Here is a 17100-nt window from a genome sequence, read left to right as displayed (position 1 = left end):
TGCGCCGACCAAGCCTGACCAAGCATCTGACAAAAAACGTCACTCTCGCGGCCAATTCGACCGTTCAAGCGCGCCAAAAGTCACAGATCATCGCGATTTTCAGTTGGCACGACCCCTGCATTCAAGGGGGTGACCTCTACCCTTCAACTGCTTACGGAGATGTACTCATGAAGCGCGTTCAACAAGGTTTTACTCTCATCGAACTGATGATCGTCGTGGCGATCATTGGCATCTTGGCGGCGGTGGCAATTCCGCAATATCGCGACTACATCTCCAAGGCTAAAGCAGGCAATGCGTTGACAGCCGTGGACTCGCTCAAGACGGCCGTGGCGCTTTGCGTGCAGGAAACCGGCACGAAGACAGGCTGCAGTGCTGGTACGAATGGCATTCCTGCAAATACAGACTTTGCTGCAACGAAGGAGGCGGCATCTGTCACCGTTTCGAATGGTGATATCGAAGTGACTTTGCAATCTAGCGGCTTGGGAAGCGACATGGATGGAAAGAAGATCAAGTGGGAAGCCAATGTTGGCGGTACAGCCATCACTTGGAAGATTACGACAACAGTTACTGGCGCTGCGGCAGCTGCCATTACCAAGCAGAGCGTGACCTAAGCAGTCAAGAGTTGATTGAAAAGGGGCCTTTGATGGCCCCTTTTTATTGCCAGTCCCAACAGTTTTGCTGGCGCGGATCAGGCGCGATAGCACAGGTTTGGGATCTCGTTGATGCGCTAGGGAAGCTCTGCGGAAGCTAAAGATGAGCTTCACGCATCTGGGGTCATTTCGCCATTTCTGATCGCGGATGAAATGACTGGCGCTCGATGGCCCTGCAGCGTCTCCGTAGTTCGTTTTGAAGCAGTCTTGATCTTGCTGAACCTTGTTTCTTTTCAGCGCCATTCAGCGTCCCGCCAGGATGTGAATGTGGGTGAAATTCGCGGACAGGGCATGCTGCTTTGTTTTGCAATTGCCCTTTGCCTGGCCGCCCATCCGCATCTGGGGCTGCGGCACGACGGAGTCCTCTACCTTGGGCAATTGCTGTCGCATGTGCATCCCATGGCGTTGGGCACCGACTTTTTCTTTGCCCACGGATCACAGGATCAATACTCGCTGTTTTCAGCACTATTGGTTCGGGCGGTCAACACCTTCGGGCTGCCTGCTCTAGGTTTTTCGATCTCTCTGTTTTCGCAGGTTGCGCTGCTGCTGGGGGCCGGGCGTCTCATCACGCGATACCTGAGCGTGCTGCCACTTTGGCTACCGCTCAGTGCGCTGGCGCTCGGCTCTCGCTTCTACGGAGGACATTGGGTTCTGTCCTTTGGCGAGGATTTCGTCACAGCACGCAGCGTCGCCGAGCCACTTGCGTTGTGGTCGCTGGTTTTTGTGTTGGAGCGTCGCTACCTGCTGGCAGGGCTGATGCTGGCCGGTGCCCTGCTCCTGCATCCTCTGCAGGCGCTTCCGGCCACCGTCGTTGTGGGCGGATGCGTGATGCAGCAGCATCGGCGCCTGCGCTGGTTGCCATTGTTGGCACTTGTCCCGCTTGCCTTGGCCTGGTCTGGGCTGAAGCCGTTCTCTCGCCTGTTTGACAGCTACGACGAACTGTGGTGGGGCCTTGTATATGAACGCAACGGCCTTGTCCTTCCGCATCTGTGGAATCCGGTTGAATGGTGCCAGGTGGCGCTCGATCTTTGGCTTGTTGGCGCTATGGCCAAACGCCTTCCCAAGCCCATGGCAGAGCTCTGTCGTGGGGTATTCGCAAGCGCCCTTCTATTGCTGCTCATCAGCACAATTGCAGTGGGGCTGTTCCACAACGTACTTTTGACACAGCTACAGCTGTGGCGAGTGCTCTGGTTGCTGCGCCTTGTTGCCATGATTTTGGCGCCAGGCGCGATCTGGCATTTTTGGCGGAGCGGTGGACCGCATAACAAGCTGTTTGCAATCGCTTGGTTGGCGGCAATGTTGGCGACCGGGGCCAGTTGGCAAGCAGCTTGGGCGCCTGTGCTTTGGGCTGCCCTTTGCCTGGCCCTAGCGCGTACGAGACGGCCTCTCAGTACTCCCGTCTGGGCGTTTGCATGGCTTTTTTCGGGAGGGTTGCTGCTGCTGGTTACTGCAGACAGTGCGTTTCGAGAATTGCTACAGATTGCTCCAGAAACGGTTGGGGGGGAGCGACTATGGCTTGAAGCTAGGGCGGTAGTCGCTCAGCCATTGGTTGGCACTGCAGTCATGTTCGCGGTCTATTACTTAAATTTAGGGGCGAGTGGTTCGAAGAGATGGATAGGATGGGCGCTGTCATTGAGCTTACTGACACCAGCCGCATATTTCTGGGATCAGCGGACGGCCTGGACAAGAATCCTGGAGCATGGTGTAACTGATAAGCATCCGTTTGAGCAGCATATTGGCCAGGAAGCTCAGGTCTACTGGCACGGGCAGGCCGCTGGGGCATGGGCACTGTTGCACCGAGCGAGCTACTTTTCAATCCATCAAGGCGCGGGCCTGCTTTTCAACCGAGGTACGGCGCTTGACTACGGTGAGCGCCATCAAGTCTTTAACGAAAGTTTGCGGAGTGCGGATCGGTGCCTGGAACTTGCTGATCTCGTCAAAGACTCGGAAATGGCAGCGCAATGTTTCCACTTAGCGGACGCCGAGTTGCTTAGTTTCTGCGAAAGAGGTCGGAATCTTGATTTCATCATTGCCGACTCGATCAGTGCGTTCAGGCCTGTCATGCGTTGGATATGGCAAAGGCCAAGTGGGCCGCCAAAGGAATTCTATTTATATGATTGCAAGAGCCTTGACAAGATTTCAGGAACGATTGGCGAGTCGCGCTGAATTCTTGCTCTACTTTGCGTCGAGCGCAGCGGCGCTGGGCGTGGATACCGTCGTATATGCTCTTGCGATTCACCACGGACTGCCATTGAGTGCAGCGGCACTAATTGGCTACTCTTGTGGGATGCTATTGATTTACTGGCTTAGCATTGCGGTGGTGTTCTCATCGCGGAGGCTGAAGGACAGGAATATTGAATTTGGAGTCTTTGCGGCTGTTGGAGGGCTGGGCCTTGCGCTGACCGAGATTCTATTGTGGATGCTGACGACAATGCTTGCCATTGATCCGCTGGCTGCGAAATTGCTTACCGCTGCGATGGTATTTGTTTTTAACTATGTTGCTCGCAAATTCTTGCTATTCACGCGTCGCAATGATATTCACTGATTTATCAAATGAAAACTGATGTATTGATTGCTGGCGCAGGCCCGGCCGGTTTGACCGCTGGCCTCGAGCTCTTAAGAGCGGGTAAACAAAATGTGACGATTGTTGAAGCCAGTCGTGAAATTGGCGGTTTGTCCAGGACGGTCAACTTCAAAGGCAATCGCATTGACATTGGAGGGCATAGATTTTTCTCAAAGTCCGACTGGGTGATGGATTGGTGGCGCGATTTGCTGCCCATTGCGATGCCAGAAGCGCTCGCCGGAGACGAGAAGCGATTCCGCCTAGGCTATCAGGGGGCAGCCGGTTTGTTGGGACATGAGGCCATTACGGCAACAGAAGCTGAGAACAACGTGATGTTGGTGCGTAGTCGACTGTCACGCATCTACTTTGGCGGAAACTTTTTTGACTACCCTTTGCGCCCCGGTCTGGATATGGTCGCAAAAATGGGTGTAGGCCGCTGTGTTGGGTTTGCTGGTAGCTATGCCTGGTCGGCACTTAAACCAATCGCGCCAGAAAACTCGCTTGAAGATTTTTTTATCAATCGCTTTGGCCGCCAGTTGTACCTGCAGTTTTTCAAGGAATATACGGAGAAAGTCTGGGGTGTTTCATGTCGAGAAATCAGTGCAGCGTGGGGGGCGCAGCGCGTCAAGAGCCTGTCGATTGGCAAAGCCTTGATGCATGCTGCGCGCAAGGCTGTCACTGGGCAGGCAAAGGCGGAACAAACATCTTTGATAGAAAGTTTTCTGTATCCAAAGTACGGCCCAGGGCAGATGTGGGAAGTTGCGGCGGCGGAGTTTGAACGTCTTGGCGGCAGACTGATGCTTGGTTGCCGCGTCGATGAATTGCATTGCTCTGAAGGACGGGTTGACTCGGTGAGAGTGTGTCGCGACAGCAGTGAGATGCTTGAAGTCGATGTTGATCAGTTCATTTCCACGATGCCGGTCCGGGATTTGATTTGCGCACTGCGGCCCGTGGCTGAGTCGAACGTGTTGAAGATTGCTAAGGGCCTGCAATACAGGGACTTCATTACGGTTGGCCTGCTCTACAAGAATCTCAGGCGAGGGTCTGCTATGTACGATCGAAGCGGTCAACTTGTTCGCGACAACTGGATATATATTCAGGAGCCTGGGGTAAAGGTGGGGCGTCTGCAGGTCTTCAATAACTGGAGTCCGTACATGGTCGCGGACCAAGACTCGGTATGGCTGGGTTTGGAATTTTTCGCGCGTGATGATGATGAATTGTGGCTCATGAGTGACGCCGATATCATGTCGTTGGCTATTCAGGAAATGCAGCAATTGGGATTGGCTGATGCAGGAGCTGTTCTGGACGCCACAGTAATTCGCATGCCGAAGGCATACCCAGGATATTTTGGCGAATCTTATGAGAAATTTGATCTTATCAGGGCATACTTGGATCAAATTCCCAACCTTTTCTTGATTGGGCGTAACGGTATGCACCGTTATAATAATCAGGATCATTCGATGCTTTCGGCCAAATTGGCTGCGCAAGCAATATTGAGGGGTGCAGGTGACAAAAGTTCAATTTGGGCTGTCAATATTGATGATGAGTATCATGAAGAATCGAAGTAATAGTTTCGGTGTGAGCCGTGACGCGCATTGATGAACGAAATTGTAGGCCAGCGACAAACGCGCCGCCCTAGACTTCTGGCGATCGAGTGGTTGGCGCTTTTCTCAGCCTATGTGCTGATTGCCGGTAGTGTATTTGGTTTGAGGATATACATGCCGGATCGAGGGGCGGCATTATTTTCGTTCGAGCACTACCTGCTGCCATTGGCGGCTGTTATTGTTGTTGGTGTCTTCTGGGGGCGTGGGAGCGTTGATCTTAAAGCGGTCCAACTGCGGTGTCGTTTGTTGGCAAGCTTGGCATTTATTGTATTCTCTCATTTCAATATAAAGTTGTGGGCGCACTTGATCAATGAAACCAAGTGGGATGCGCAATTCAAAGCGATTGACCTGGATCTGCCGCTGCTGCAGCAAGCCTGTCTCTTCATTTCGGCCGCATTGAAATCTACGTTGTTTGGCTGGGACAGTGCATATCATGACGTTTTTGTAGGCATGTTCGTGCTTGCAATCATTGTCGCTGCATTCGATGGTGCCGCGGCATTGGAGCGACTTGTCACACTAATTGGTGCTGTGCTTGTATTTGGTGGTCTGTCGTATCTGCTCGCGCCAGCGTTTGGACCATTCATCTTCGACATAAATCGCAGCCCTGTGCAACAGTTGATGTTGTCTTTTCAGTTGAGCTTCATTGACTCAGGCGGGGCGAACTATTCAGGGGAGAACTTCATCATGCCGTTGGGTGCGATGCCCTCTTTACATGTCGCGCATGGTTGGGTATTGACTTGGGTAGTTGCACGGATGCATGTTTGGATAGGTGTTTTGTTTGCACTGACTCTGATTTTTATCGGTGCTGAGGCAGTGGCATCGAAATGGCACTATCTCGTAGATATCCCAGTTGGACTGGCGGTTGCAGCGCTGTCGAAGTGCTTTGTGCGGCATTTTTTGCCCCAAGCTGGTTCAGCGAAATCAATGCAGCGTGCTTGAGTATGAGGTATGACCGAACTAAATGCCATGTGTTTTTGAAATTGAGGTTGATTGATACGCTCTGATTTGAATGCATAACTCTATTGCAAACTCAATTAATGATCGCTGCGTTGACGCGGCAAGTGCGCTGTGCGCCGCGCTGCCTTTCTTGATCGCGTTCAGTCAAACACCAAGCACTACCCTTTTTAACCAGTTGGCTGCATTTGCGGCTTGTGGCGCGACGCTCGTGCTCCTGCGTTGTCGTCGCAGCCCACCGTCGATCAGCTTGAATGCGGGAGTGTTGGCCGTCGCCATCCTGCTGGTCATGGGTGTCTACTCAAAGCTCGTAGGCGACCTGCATGCTGTACTCAATTGGTCGTATGTCGCTATGACAGGGGCAGGGCTGGCAGTGCTTTTCGCAGCGCAACAAATCGACAGCTCTGAGCGCGAGCGCTGTTGGGCCAATTTGTCCTGGGCTATGTTGGCGGCAGGCCTTGCGAGCGTCGTGGTAGCTGTTGTGCAGGTCTTTGCACCCGGCCTTGCAGATGGTGACTGGATTGCCCGCTCCGGATTGCCAGGCCGCGCCATCGGCAATATGCGTCAGCCGAATCACCTTGCGAGCCTGTTGATGTGGTCTTGCATCGCTACGGTGTACCTTGCGGAGTCCGGGCTCCTTGGCAGGCGGGGGCGTTTGGCTATGGCTGCCTTGCCATCTGCTTTGTTGGGATTGGTGTTTGGGGTGGTGCTTAGCGCTTCGCGGACCGGGATGCTGGCCGTGCTGCTGCTGGCCTTGTGGGCGCTGCTGGACCGATCCCTGTCGGCACGCAGTCGCTGGAGCTTGCTGGCCACACCCTTAATGCTGGCGCTCAGTTGGGCGTTCTTGAGTTGGTGGGCGCACAGCCACGCGCAGGTGTTTGGTGCCGAGTCGCGACTGGCCGAGGGCGCCGGCTCGCCCTCGCGGCTGGCGATTCTGTCCAATGCCCTGGACCTGCTGCAGCGCTATCCGTGGTCTGGTGTGGGGGTCGGTGAATTCAATCTGGCCTGGACGATGACGCCGTTTCCTGACCGCCCCGTGGCCTTTTTTGACCACACCCATGACCTGCCGATGCAACTGCTGGTCGAGCTTGGTTTGCCGTTGGGCTTGCTGGTTCTGGCCTTGCTGGGCACGGCATTGTGGAAAGCCTGGCGCTATGCCTATGCGGCCAGCGGCAGCGAGGCCCGCATTGCTCGCAGCGCCTTGATGATGGTGCTGATGATCGGTCTGCACAGCCTGCTTGAGTATCCGCTGTGGTATGCCTATTTCCTGTTGCCAACCGCCTTTGCGCTAGGCATTTGTAGTCCACGTGAGACCTTGCGCCTGGCCGCTGACGTGCGGCCTGCGCGATGGCCGCGTGTTGCAGGCGCAATGCTACTGCTGGGTTCGGCCTACGCGGCGTGGGACTACAACAAGGTCGTCGTCATCTATGCGCCGCCCGCTGGTGCGGCGTCTCTGGAGGAGCGCATCGCCATCGGCCAGCGCAGCCTGTTCTTCTCGACGCAGGCCGACTACGCGGCGGCGACAAGCTTCAGCCCTGGGCCAGAGGCACTGGCGGCCGCCAAGCGAACAGCGCATAACCTGATTGATGCGCGTCTGATGATGGCCTGGGCAAAGTCTTTGCACGCGACCGGTGATACCGACAGGGCGCGCTATGTGGCCGCACGGCTGCGTGAATTCAGAAATGCCGCAGCCAAGGAGTGGTTCGAGGAGTGCGAGACGTTGGCGCCTGGCGCGCCCCGGCCTTTCCAATGCGATCCACCGCAGCGCGAGTACAGCTATCGCGAGATGCGTTGAACGAACGGTGTTGCAGGCTTAGTCCTGCGCCACCCAATCACCCGACTTGCCCCCGTGTTTTTCCAGCACACGAATCGCTTCCATGACCATGCCGCGGTCGGCGGCCTTGCACATGTCGTAGATGGTGAGCAGGCCCACCTGCACTGCGGTCAGCGCTTCCATCTCGACGCCTGTGCGACCCAACGTCTCCACCTGAGCGATGCAGCGCACCAGACTGGCCGCCTCGTCAATCTCGAATTCGACGGCGACGCGGGTGATGGGCAGCGGGTGGCACAGCGGGATCAGATCGGCGGTGCGCTTGGCGCCTTGGATCGCGGCAATGCGGGCCACGCCGAGCACGTCGCCCTTCTTCGCCTGGCCCGAGCTGATCAAGGCCAGCGTGGCCGGCAGCATGCGGATCTGACCAGCCGCGCGGGCGATGCGGTGGGTTTCCTGTTTGGCGCTGACATCGACCATATGGGCCTGGCCATGCGCATCGAAATGGGTGAGTGGCGACTGGGGGGGGGCGGAGCTGCTCATGGGCGCCTGTCGTGAAGTGTCGGTGCGTGACCAATGCCGCCCACCGTGCGGGCAGCAACAATAGGGAAACCTGTTCGCTGTCATCATAGCGACCGGCTTGCGCCTGCCGCGGCCCTGCGTTTTTCCGGAGATCTGCTTGAAACCCTTGATGTCTGCACTGCGTCTGCCGCGTCGTCCCTTGATCAGCGTGTTGGCCGCCTCTTTGCTTTGGAGCGGCGCTGCACCGGCGCAGGTCAATCTGCCGGCGCTGGGCGATTCGGTGTCGGGCGAATTCGACGTCAGCACCGAGAAGCGGCTGGGTGACCAGATCATGCGCCAGATTCGCCTCGATCCCGACTATCTTGAGGACCCGCTGCTGCTCGAGTATGTGCAGCAAACCTGGCTGCCGCTGGTGGCAGCGTCCAAGCGGCAGGGCAATATCGCTGACGACACCTCGGAGCGCTTCGCCTGGGAAACCTTTCTGATCCGCGACAAGAGCGTCAATGCCTTCGCCTTGCCGGGCGGCTTCGTCGGCGTTCACCTCGGCCTGATCGCGATGACGGTCTCACGCGATGAGCTGGCATCGGTGCTGGCGCATGAGCTGTCGCACATCACGCAGCGCCATGTGGCACGGCGCATCGTCGGCGACTCGCGCAATAGCCTGCTGGCCACGGCGGGCATGGTGCTGGGGCTGATCGCGGCGTCCAAGGCGGGCAGCATCGATCTGGCCAATGCGGCCATCGTCGGCTCGCAGGCAGCGGCCGCGCAGGCCTCGCTGAATTTTTCGCGCGATATGGAGCGCGAGGCTGATCGCGTCGGCTTCAATGTGCTGGTCGAGGCCGGTTTCAAGGGCGCGGGCATGGCGTCGATGTTCGAGCGCATGGAGCAGGCCTACCATCTGATGGACAACGGCAGCTACCCCTACCTGCGCTCCCACCCGCTGACCACCGAGCGCATTGGCGATGCGCGTGCCCGCCTTGGTGCTGGCGCGCCGGAGTGGCCGCAGAGCGTCGCCGAGCATGTGCTGATGGCAGCACGCGCGCGGGTGCTGATGGACCCCCGTGCCGAGTTCTGGGCCCAGCTGCAGAACATGGATGCCGGCGTGCGCCAGAACGATGTGATGGCGCAGCTGGGCGCGCGCTATGCCAGCGCCCTGGCCTCGATCAAGATGCGCGACTGGGCTCGCGCCGAGTCCGCGATGCAGACGGCGCAATCGCTGCTGGCCACGCTGAAACCCGATGCCCGGGCGCAGCGGGCGATGGTTTTCCTGCGTGCTGAACTGGCGCAGGCGCAGGAGAAAACCGAATCCGGCTTTTCAGCACTGGCCAGTCTGTCTGGCGACAAGTCGCGCGCGATGATGGTGCAGCGGGCCGAACTGGCCGTCGTTGACGGACGAGCCGAACGCCTGCGTGAAAGTGCAGAGACCTTGCAGACCCATGTCAGCCTGCAGCCGCAGGATGCCCAGGCCTGGGGGCTGCTGGCCAAGCTGTGGACCAAGCTCGATCAACCGCTTCGTGCGGTGCGCGCCTTGGGTGAGACGCGTGCGGCCGTCGGCGACCTCAATGGCGCCATCGACCGGCTGCGCTCAGGGCTGCGCCAGTCGAGGGGGCGCGATGTCGATCAGATCGAGGCCGCTGTGATCGATGCGCGCTTGCGTAGCCTGCTGTACGAGCGGCGCCAGTTGTTGGAGGAGCTGTACCGCCGCGGCGTGCCTCCGGGCACGGAACTGCCCAATCTTCGTTGAGGAGCGCCCCTGCACTTGAGCAGCTGCGCTTCAGTCGCCGCTGACGAACAGCCGCTCAATCAGCACGTCGATCAACATGCCGCACAGGCTGTAGATCAGCGAGCCGATCAAGGCCGCGGCGAAGCCGGATACCGAGAAGCCCTCCAATACCTCGGCCGCTGCCCAGAACATCAGCGCGTTGATGACGAAGAGAAAAAGCCCGAGGCTCAGCACCGTCACCGGCAGGGTCAGCAGCACCAGCAAGGGACGCAGCAAGGTGTTCAGCAAACCCAGCACCAGCGCCGCAATCAGGGCCGAGCCAAAACTCTTCACCGAGACGCCAGGGTAAAGGTGGGCCACCAGCAGCAGGGCGGCGGCGAGCAGCATCCAACGCAGCAAGGTTTTCATGCCGCAAGCATAACGGCCGCTGCCGGATCGGCGCGCCCGGTATCAATCAGTATTGATCAATCGCAGCATCATTCGCCCGCACAAGCCGCTTGTTATCGAGACCCGGGCATGCCCGACGTGAGCTGCCGTGGCGCATCACCTGCTCCCCGCGTGCCGGAGGCGAAGTGGCCGGAAGCATGCAGAGTGATGCAGCGCCGCGACAAACCCCTCGCCATGGGGCTTTTTACTTGTGTCTAAGGGTCTTCTAGGCCTTGCAAAGCCTTCTCAATGCAGAAGGTGCGCAGTACCATTGCCTGCGCAGGGTGCTAGAGAGAAATGAAGGACAGACCTTCGCCCGGGCCCGGCACATCAACAAACCTTTGATGGAGAGAATCGAAATGGCAACTGCGAAGAAGGCCGCGCCTGCGAAGAAGGCGGCTCCGGCCAAGAAGGCGGCAGCCCCGGCGAAGAAGGCCGCGGCACCCGCGAAGAAGGCTGCACCTGCAAAGAAGGCCGCTCCGGCGAAGAAGGCTGCTCCGGTCAAGAAGGCCGCAGCACCCGCCAAGAAGCGCACGCCCAATGCTGCCTTCATGAAGGCCCTGACCCCCAGCGCAGCGCTGGCGGCCATCGTCGGCTCGGCACCGCTGCCGCGCACCGATGTGACCAAGAAGGTCTGGGAATACATCAAGAAGAACAAGCTGCAAGATGAGGTGCAGAAGCGCATCATCGTGGCCGATGCCAAGCTGAAGGAAATCTTCGGCAAGGCCAAGGCCGATATGTTCGAGATGACCAAGCTGATCAACAGCCACCTGAAGTGATCAGGGTTTGAGCGCAGGCTTCAGGGCCGGCGCTTCAAGCGAGTCAAAGCCCGGTTCTGCCGGGCTTTTTTGCGTCTGCGGCGAGTCGCTGACGGGCCTCAGCCGAGCATCTGGCGCAAGACGGCTTCGAGCCGTGGCACATCGATCGGCTTGGTCCAGTAGTCGCAGAAGCCGGCGGCGAGCGCTGTGGCGGTCTGTTCATCAAGGGCATCGGCAGAGAGCGCCACACAGCGTGGTGCGGCGTCGCCGTGCCGGGCCTGGATCTCGGCCAGCAGCTGCAGGCCATTCATGTCGGGCAGATTCATGTCGATCAGCAGCAGCGCGGGTGCCAAAGATTGCAACAGGCTCAGCGCCTGGGCGCCGTCTTCGGCGCATTCCAACTGCCAGCCCGGCAGGCGGCGGAACACTTCTTCCATCAACACGATGTTGATGCGATCGTCTTCGACGTAGAGAACAAGCCGGTTGGCCGAGAAACTGGACATGGGTGGGGGCGGGAGTCTTTGCGCAAAGCGCGAGGCGCACGATAGCAGCGAAATGCAGGCGTAACCGTGCCTTCAGTCAAATCTGCGCCGCAGCGTAGTGCTTGCCGGCGTGGCAGCCGATGCCCATCAGCACGAAAAGCCGGGCATTCGTGAAATATGAGGGCACGAGCACCACCCCTGAACCGGGGGAGTCATCGAATCTAGGACTTACCCCTAATTACACTGGCAACACTTCAGCAATGGATCGCGGCACACCGCGATTACCACTGCACAGCCGACGCAATGCACGCATCGCATCGGCGCCAGAACTACAAGGGAACGGTCCACATGTCTTTGATTGCCTCGCTCGCTTTGGCGGCGTCCAGTGTCACGCTGCCCCATTGCTCCTGGGACAAGCCGGGCGTCAATCCCTTCATGGGTGATCTGGTCGCGGCCGTTGATCACTATCCGGATATCCCCAAGGCCGTGCGTGTGAAGCTGCAGGCACGGATGCAGGCGCGCAGCTACGACGAGATCGTCAGCATCCAGCGCGATGGCATCAATGGGCGGGCCCGCTATGGCGCCGAGATCACCGACATGCACTTCGGCAGCGGCAGCGTTTGTCGCACCGTCAGCCGGGCCAAGTGGACCGTCAGCGCCGTCGAGCGCGGCCTGGTCTATTGCGAGGATGGCCATTGCATCCTGGTGCCCACCGTCTGCCGCAATGTCAGCCGCATCAAGCGTTTGACGGCACAACCGACCGCGGTGGCGCCGGCCCAAGCTGCACATATCGCCTCAGCCGAACAGACCAATGACGAGCTGCCGCTGGAGATCGAGCCGCCAGCCGCTGGTGTGATCGGCGGCGGCGCGCCGGCGATGCCGGGCAGCTTTGCGCAGACGGCCAATCTGCCCAGCAGCGATGGCGGCGGCATTCTTGGCGGTTCGTCGGGCAATCCGGCCCCGCTGGGCGGTGGCAGTCTGCCGCCGCTGCCGACGACCAGCGGCACGCCACCGCTGCCGATCGGCCCGCTGGACAAGAATCCGCCGCCTATTCCGTCAGTGCCCGAGCCGCAGACCTGGGCCATGCTGGCAGCCGGCCTGCTGCTGGTGGTGTGGATGGCGGCCAAGCGCCGCCGCTGAATCCGCCGCAGAACGAGAGGCGCTGAGCGCCTCAGCGCTTGGCCAGCAATGGCTTCAGATAGCGCCCTGTGTGGCTGCCCGCGTGTTCGGCCAGCTGTTCCGGCGTGCCGGCCAGCAACAACTGACCCCCGCCCGAACCGCCCTCCGGGCCCATATCGATCAGCCAGTCGGCCGTCTTGATCACATCGAGGTTGTGCTCGATGACGACGATGGTGTTGCCCGCATCGCGCAGCTGATGCAGCACCTTGAGCAGCAGCGCGATATCGGCGAAGTGCAGGCCGGTGGTCGGCTCGTCAAGGATGTAAAGCGTGCGGCCGGTGTCGCGCTTGGAGAGCTCCAGCGCCAGCTTGACGCGCTGCGCCTCGCCGCCGGATAGCGTGGTGGCGCTCTGGCCCAGGCGCACATAGCCGAGGCCGACATCGAGCAGGGTCTGCAGCTTGCGCGCCAGATTTGGCACGGCGTTGAAGTAGCCGTAGGCCTCTTCCACCGTCATGCCCAGCACCTGGGTGATGTTCTTGCCCTTGTAGAGCACTTCCAGCGTCTCGCGGTTGTAGCGCTTGCCGTGGCAGACGTCGCAGGGCACGTAGACGTCGGGCAGAAAGTGCATCTCCACCTTCAGCACGCCGTCGCCCTGGCAGGCCTCGCAGCGGCCGCCGGCCACATTGAAGCTGAAGCGGCCCGGGCCGTAGCCGCGTTCGCGCGCCATCGGCATCTCGGCAAACAGCTCGCGGATTGGCGTGAACAGCCCCGTGTAGGTGGCCGGGTTGGAGCGCGGCGTGCGGCCAATCGGCGACTGGTCGACGTTGATCACCTTGTCGAAGGCGTCCATGCCCTCGATCTCGTCGTGCGCGGCCGGGTCCTGGTGGCTCTGATAGAGCTTCTTGGCGACCGCGGCATACAGCGTGTCATTGACCAGCGTGCTCTTGCCCGAGCCGGACACGCCGGTCACGCAGGTCAAGAGGCCGACCGGGAACTCCACCGTCACGCCCTTCAGATTGTTGCCGCGGGCGTTGACGATCTTCAGCGTGCGACCATCGGCCGCCAGCTGATGGCGCTGGCGTGGCACCTCGATGCGCTCGGCGCCGCTCAGATAGCGGCCGGTCAGTGACTCGGCATTGGCTGCGACCTGCTCGGGCGTGCCCTGGGCGATGATGCGCCCGCCGTGGACGCCGGCGCCGGGGCCGAGGTCCAGCACATAGTCGGCGGCGCGGATCGCGTCCTCATCGTGCTCGACGACCAGCACCGAGTTGCCCAGATCGCGCAGCCGACGCAGGGTGGCGATCAGGCGGTCGTTGTCGCGCTGGTGGAGGCCGATCGAGGGTTCGTCCAGCACATACATCACACCGGTCAAGCCCGAACCAATTTGCGACGCCAGCCGGATGCGCTGGGCCTCGCCGCCGGACAGCGTGTCGGCGCTGCGATCCAGGCTCAGGTAGTTCAGCCCGACATCGTTCAGAAAGCGCAGTCGCGCGCCAATCTCGCGGATGACCTTGTCGCCGATCTCGGCCTTGGCGCCCTTGAGCTTCAGGCCTTCAAAATAGGCCAGGGCGTCGCGCAGCGTTGCATGCTCGACTTCATAGATCGGCCGGCCCTTGAAGCCGGGCGGGGCATCGGCCGGCTGCAGCACCACATGGCGGGCCTCACGGCGCAGCCGCGAGCCCTCGCAGGCCGGGCAGCATTTGGCCGCCATATAGCGGGCCAGGTCCTCGCGCACCGCGGTTGAATCGGTTTCCTTGTAGCGCCGGGCGAGATTCGGCAGGATGCCTTCGAAGGGATGCGAGCGCTTGACGCTGCGTTTCTTGCCGTTGGCGGCCTCGGCCTGATAGATGAACTGGATCTCTTCGCTGCCCGAGCCATGCAGCAGCACCTGGCGGGCCTGTTCGGGCAGCTCCTCGAAGGGCAGCTCGATGTCGAACTGGTAATGCGCGGCCACCGCCTCCAGCGTCGAGAAGGTGTAGGCATTGCGACGGTCCCAGCCCTTGACCGCACCGCTGGCCAGGCTCAGCGTCGGAAAGGCGACGACGCGCTCGGGATCGAAATCGGTGACTTGGCCCAGGCCTTCGCAGCTGGGGCAGGCGCCGACCGGCGAATTGAACGAGAACAGCCGCGGTTCCAGTTCGGGCAGCGAGTAGCTGCACACCGGGCAGGCGAACTTGCTGGAGAAAATGGTTTCGGTCGCGCTGTCCATGTCCAGCACCAGCGCACGGCCTTCGGCCAGACGCAGCGCCGCTTCGAAGCTTTCGGCCAGACGCTGGCGCAAGGCGTCGGCGCCGCCCTCGCGACGCAGCTTGATGCGGTCGACCACCACATCGATATCGTGCTTCTCGGCCTTCTTCAGCGCCGGGATGTCCGGCGCCTCGACAGTGACGCCATCGACGCGAAAGCGCACATAGCCCTGCGCCTGCAGATCCTGGAACAGCTCGACGAATTCGCCTTTGCGATCGCGCACCACCGGCGCCAGCAGCATCAGCTTGCTCTCGTCGGCCATGGCCAGCACCGCATCGACCATCTGGCTGACGCTCTGCGCCTCCAACGGCAGATGGTGGTCCGGGCAGAAAGGCGTGCCGGCGCGGGCATAGAGCAGGCGCAGATAGTCGTGAATCTCGGTGACGGTGCCCACCGTCGAGCGCGGGTTGTGGCTGGTGGCCTTCTGCTCGATCGAGATCGCTGGTGACAGGCCTTCGATCATGTCGACATCGGGCTTGTCCATCAGCTGCAGGAACTGCCGCGCATAGGCCGACAGGCTCTCGACATAGCGGCGCTGGCCTTCCGCGTACAGCGTGTCGAACGCGAGGCTCGATTTGCCCGAGCCGGACAGGCCGGTGATCACCACCAGCTGGTTGCGCGGCAGGTCCACATCGATGTTCTTCAGATTGTGGGTGCGGGCGCCGCGCACCCGGATCATCGGCGCTTCCGAGGCAGCAGGGGGGCGGGTGTCGGCGTTGGACATGGAGGGCGCGCTGTGCAGGCTTGAGGGGAAACCCGACATCATAGGCCGATGGGCCCGAATGACGCCAGCCGCAGCCAGGGCGCTGCTGCCAGCGTGCTGTCAGGGGGCTTCGCGATGGGCGTCTTCATCGGCCTGGCAAGGCAGCTGCAGCAGCACGCAGAGCCCGACACCGGACCCGCTCAGCGGCGGCAGTGGCGAGTCCTGCAGATCGATCTGCCCCCCCAGACGTTGCACGACGCTGGCCACGATGGCCAGGCCCAGGCCGGAGCCGCTCTGTGCTTGGTCGGGCAGGCGGTAGAAGCGGTCGAACACCCGTTCGCGGGCTTCGGCCGGAATGCCCGGGCCATGGTCGGCAATGCTCAGCTGTGCCAGGCCAGCGGCGGCAGTGAGGCGGACCTGGACCAGACCGCCCGGCGGGCTGTACTTGATCGCATTGGTGATCAGGTTGTCCAGCATCGAGATCAGGCTCTCGCGTGGAGCGCCGATGGCGATGCCGTCGGCGGCCTCGCAGTCCAGCTCGATGCCGCGCTCGGCTGCCAGCAGGGCCAACTGGGCCAGGCGCTCGCGCAGCAGCTCGTCCAGCATCACCGGCTGGGCGGGGGCCGTGCCGTCAACCGCGGCATCGCTGCGCATCAGCGCCAGCAGCTGGCCGACCAGGTGGTTGGCACGCTCACCGCCGCGCAGCACACCGTCCAGCAGGGCCTGGGCATGGGCACCGCTCACATGGGCTTGCAAGGCCTCGGCATGGACGCGCATCGTGGCCAGCGGGGTGCGCAGCTCGTGCGCGGCATCGGCAATGAAGCTGCGCTCACGGGCCACGCTCTCGCGTACCCGGCGCAGCAAGCGGTTCACCGCATTGAGCATGGGGCGCAGCTCGCGGTGGCGGGGCGCATAGGCCAGCGGGGACAGGTCTTGCCCACCACGGCTGGCGATCTCCGCGCTGACCCGCCGCCAGGGCCGCAGCGCCAGCCGCACCGAGGCCCAGGCCGGCAGCACCAGGAGCGGCAGGCTGACCAGCAGCGGCAGCACCAGGAAACCGTGCGAATTCATCGCCATCAGCAGATCGGCGATGCTGCCCGGCAGCAGCAGCGTCACGCGGGTATTGGAATGCTGCGATTGCTTGGTCAGCGCGCGCCAGCGCCGGCCATCGCGTTCGACCAATTGCACCCCATCGCCGGGCGGCGTGTAGACGACGCCTGGCTCACCTGGCGTCGCATAGACCAGCTGATCGCCGCGCCAGACCACCATGGCCATGCGCAGTGCCTCGATGTCTTCGACGCCGTCCTCCAGGCGCTGGAACATATCGATGTGGTGCAGCACCTGCTGCAGCTGCTCGGGCTGGTCGCGCAAGGCCTCGGTGACGGCGATGATGGATTCGAAGCGATGGCCGCTGTCGAACACGCTGGTGTCGTGCAGGGTTTCGGTCGCCACGTAGGCGATCAGCCCCAGCCAGAGCAGCAGCACCAAGAGGCCCTGGGCCAGCAGCAGCCGGCGCAGCACCGAGGGCTCGCGCCAGCGCAGCAGCAGCAGCTTGAAAGTCCTCAGCACGGGGCGGCG

14 protein-coding genes are annotated in these 17100 nt (G+C 61.0%); 9 read left to right on the top strand and 5 right to left on the bottom strand.

Annotated features, from left to right (window positions below; all coding sequences use genetic code 11):
- The first annotated feature begins 167 nt into the window (after positions 1–167).
- The 6 genes from RQP53_RS17125 (at position 168) to RQP53_RS17100 (ending at position 7566) form a co-directional block, all read left to right on the top strand.
- On the top strand, positions 168–611 hold the full coding sequence (locus RQP53_RS17125; protein WP_315651892.1) for a pilin: 444 nt from the start codon (positions 168–170) through the stop codon (positions 609–611).
- A gap of 252 nt (positions 612–863) precedes the next feature.
- Positions 864–2816, top strand: coding sequence for a hypothetical protein (locus tag RQP53_RS17120; RefSeq protein ID WP_315651891.1), 1953 nt, complete (start codon positions 864–866; stop codon positions 2814–2816).
- A complete protein-coding gene (locus tag RQP53_RS17115; RefSeq protein WP_315651890.1) occupies positions 2764–3195 on the top strand; it encodes a GtrA family protein in 432 nt (143 codons plus the stop codon). The genes RQP53_RS17120 and RQP53_RS17115 overlap by 53 nt, the downstream gene beginning before the upstream one ends.
- An 8-nt stretch (positions 3196–3203) precedes the next feature.
- Positions 3204–4781 carry an NAD(P)/FAD-dependent oxidoreductase gene (locus RQP53_RS17110; RefSeq protein WP_315651889.1) on the top strand — a complete coding sequence of 526 codons (1578 nt, stop codon included), beginning with the start codon at positions 3204–3206 and terminating at the stop codon, positions 4779–4781.
- Positions 4782–4811: 30 nt separating this feature from the next.
- A complete protein-coding gene (locus RQP53_RS17105; RefSeq protein WP_315651888.1) occupies positions 4812–5756 on the top strand; it encodes a phosphatase PAP2 family protein in 945 nt (314 codons plus the stop codon).
- A gap of 70 nt (positions 5757–5826) precedes the next feature.
- On the top strand, positions 5827–7566 hold the full coding sequence (locus RQP53_RS17100) for a PglL family O-oligosaccharyltransferase (protein ID WP_315651887.1): 1740 nt from the start codon (positions 5827–5829) through the stop codon (positions 7564–7566).
- Positions 7567–7584: 18 nt separating this feature from the next.
- On the opposite strand, the gene moaC is transcribed toward RQP53_RS17100, so the two are convergent.
- The gene (gene moaC, locus RQP53_RS17095) at positions 7585–8085 is read right to left on the bottom strand and encodes a cyclic pyranopterin monophosphate synthase MoaC (protein ID WP_315651886.1); all 501 of its coding nucleotides are present in this window, start codon (positions 8083–8085) and stop codon (positions 7585–7587) included.
- Between the two features lie 148 nt (positions 8086–8233).
- Between moaC and RQP53_RS17090 the strand changes: the two genes are divergently transcribed.
- On the top strand, positions 8234–9808 hold the full coding sequence (locus tag RQP53_RS17090) for a M48 family metalloprotease (RefSeq protein WP_315651885.1): 1575 nt from the start codon (positions 8234–8236) through the stop codon (positions 9806–9808).
- A 30-nt stretch (positions 9809–9838) separates the two neighbouring features.
- Here RQP53_RS17090 and RQP53_RS17085 read toward each other — a convergent pair whose 3' ends face one another.
- Positions 9839–10195, bottom strand: a complete 357-nt coding sequence (locus tag RQP53_RS17085) for a phage holin family protein (RefSeq protein WP_315651884.1) — start codon at positions 10193–10195, stop codon at positions 9839–9841.
- Positions 10196–10572: 377 nt separating this feature from the next.
- Here RQP53_RS17085 and RQP53_RS17080 point away from each other — a divergent pair, with 377 nt between their 5' ends.
- Complete coding sequence (locus RQP53_RS17080) at positions 10573–10992, top strand: SWIB/MDM2 domain-containing protein (protein ID WP_315651883.1); 420 nt, start codon at positions 10573–10575, stop codon at positions 10990–10992.
- 98 nt (positions 10993–11090) lie between these two features.
- On the opposite strand, the gene RQP53_RS17075 is transcribed toward RQP53_RS17080, so the two are convergent.
- The gene (locus RQP53_RS17075; RefSeq protein WP_315651882.1) at positions 11091–11474 is read right to left on the bottom strand and encodes a response regulator; all 384 of its coding nucleotides are present in this window, start codon (positions 11472–11474) and stop codon (positions 11091–11093) included.
- Positions 11475–11801: 327 nt separating this feature from the next.
- Between RQP53_RS17075 and RQP53_RS17070 the strand changes: the two genes are divergently transcribed.
- A complete protein-coding gene (locus RQP53_RS17070) occupies positions 11802–12593 on the top strand; it encodes an MHFG family PEP-CTERM protein (RefSeq protein ID WP_315651881.1) in 792 nt (263 codons plus the stop codon).
- Positions 12594–12624: 31 nt separating this feature from the next.
- Here the strand turns inward: RQP53_RS17070 and uvrA are convergent, their stop codons facing one another.
- Both uvrA and RQP53_RS17060 read right to left on the bottom strand, forming a co-directional pair.
- Complete coding sequence (gene uvrA, locus RQP53_RS17065) at positions 12625–15543, bottom strand: excinuclease ABC subunit UvrA (protein WP_315651880.1); 2919 nt, start codon at positions 15541–15543, stop codon at positions 12625–12627.
- A 99-nt stretch (positions 15544–15642) separates the two neighbouring features.
- On the bottom strand, positions 15643–17091 hold the full coding sequence (locus RQP53_RS17060) for a sensor histidine kinase (RefSeq protein WP_315651879.1): 1449 nt from the start codon (positions 17089–17091) through the stop codon (positions 15643–15645).
- Positions 17092–17100 lie beyond the last annotated feature (9 nt).

It is taken from the genome of Roseateles aquae, assembly GCF_032337115.1.
In the GTDB taxonomy this organism is placed as follows: Bacteria; Pseudomonadota; Gammaproteobacteria; order Burkholderiales; family Burkholderiaceae_C; genus Roseateles_C; species Roseateles_C aquae.
Note: the sequence above shows the minus strand (reverse complement) of the source record. Positions and strands in the feature narration are given on the sequence as shown.

Bases quoted from the DNA above. Each gene is read 5' to 3' on its own strand.
- RQP53_RS17125 (WP_315651892.1), top strand. From the start codon at position 168: ATGAAGCGCGTTCAACAAGGTTTTACTCTCATCGAACTGATGATCGTC.
- RQP53_RS17115 (WP_315651890.1), top strand. From the start codon at position 2,764: ATGATTGCAAGAGCCTTGACAAGATTTCAGGAACGATTGGCGAGTCGC.
- RQP53_RS17110 (WP_315651889.1), top strand. From the start codon at position 3,204: ATGAAAACTGATGTATTGATTGCTGGCGCAGGCCCGGCCGGTTTGACC.
- RQP53_RS17105 (WP_315651888.1), top strand. From the start codon at position 4,812: ATGAACGAAATTGTAGGCCAGCGACAAACGCGCCGCCCTAGACTTCTG.
- RQP53_RS17100 (WP_315651887.1), top strand. From the start codon at position 5,827: ATGCATAACTCTATTGCAAACTCAATTAATGATCGCTGCGTTGACGCG.
- moaC (WP_315651886.1), bottom strand. From the start codon at position 8,085: ATGAGCAGCTCCGCCCCCCCCCAGTCGCCACTCACCCATTTCGATGCG.
- RQP53_RS17090 (WP_315651885.1), top strand. From the start codon at position 8,234: ATGTCTGCACTGCGTCTGCCGCGTCGTCCCTTGATCAGCGTGTTGGCC.
- RQP53_RS17085 (WP_315651884.1), bottom strand. From the start codon at position 10,195: ATGAAAACCTTGCTGCGTTGGATGCTGCTCGCCGCCGCCCTGCTGCTG.
- RQP53_RS17080 (WP_315651883.1), top strand. From the start codon at position 10,573: ATGGCAACTGCGAAGAAGGCCGCGCCTGCGAAGAAGGCGGCTCCGGCC.
- RQP53_RS17075 (WP_315651882.1), bottom strand. From the start codon at position 11,474: ATGTCCAGTTTCTCGGCCAACCGGCTTGTTCTCTACGTCGAAGACGAT.
- RQP53_RS17070 (WP_315651881.1), top strand. From the start codon at position 11,802: ATGTCTTTGATTGCCTCGCTCGCTTTGGCGGCGTCCAGTGTCACGCTG.
- uvrA (WP_315651880.1), bottom strand. From the start codon at position 15,543: ATGTCCAACGCCGACACCCGCCCCCCTGCTGCCTCGGAAGCGCCGATG.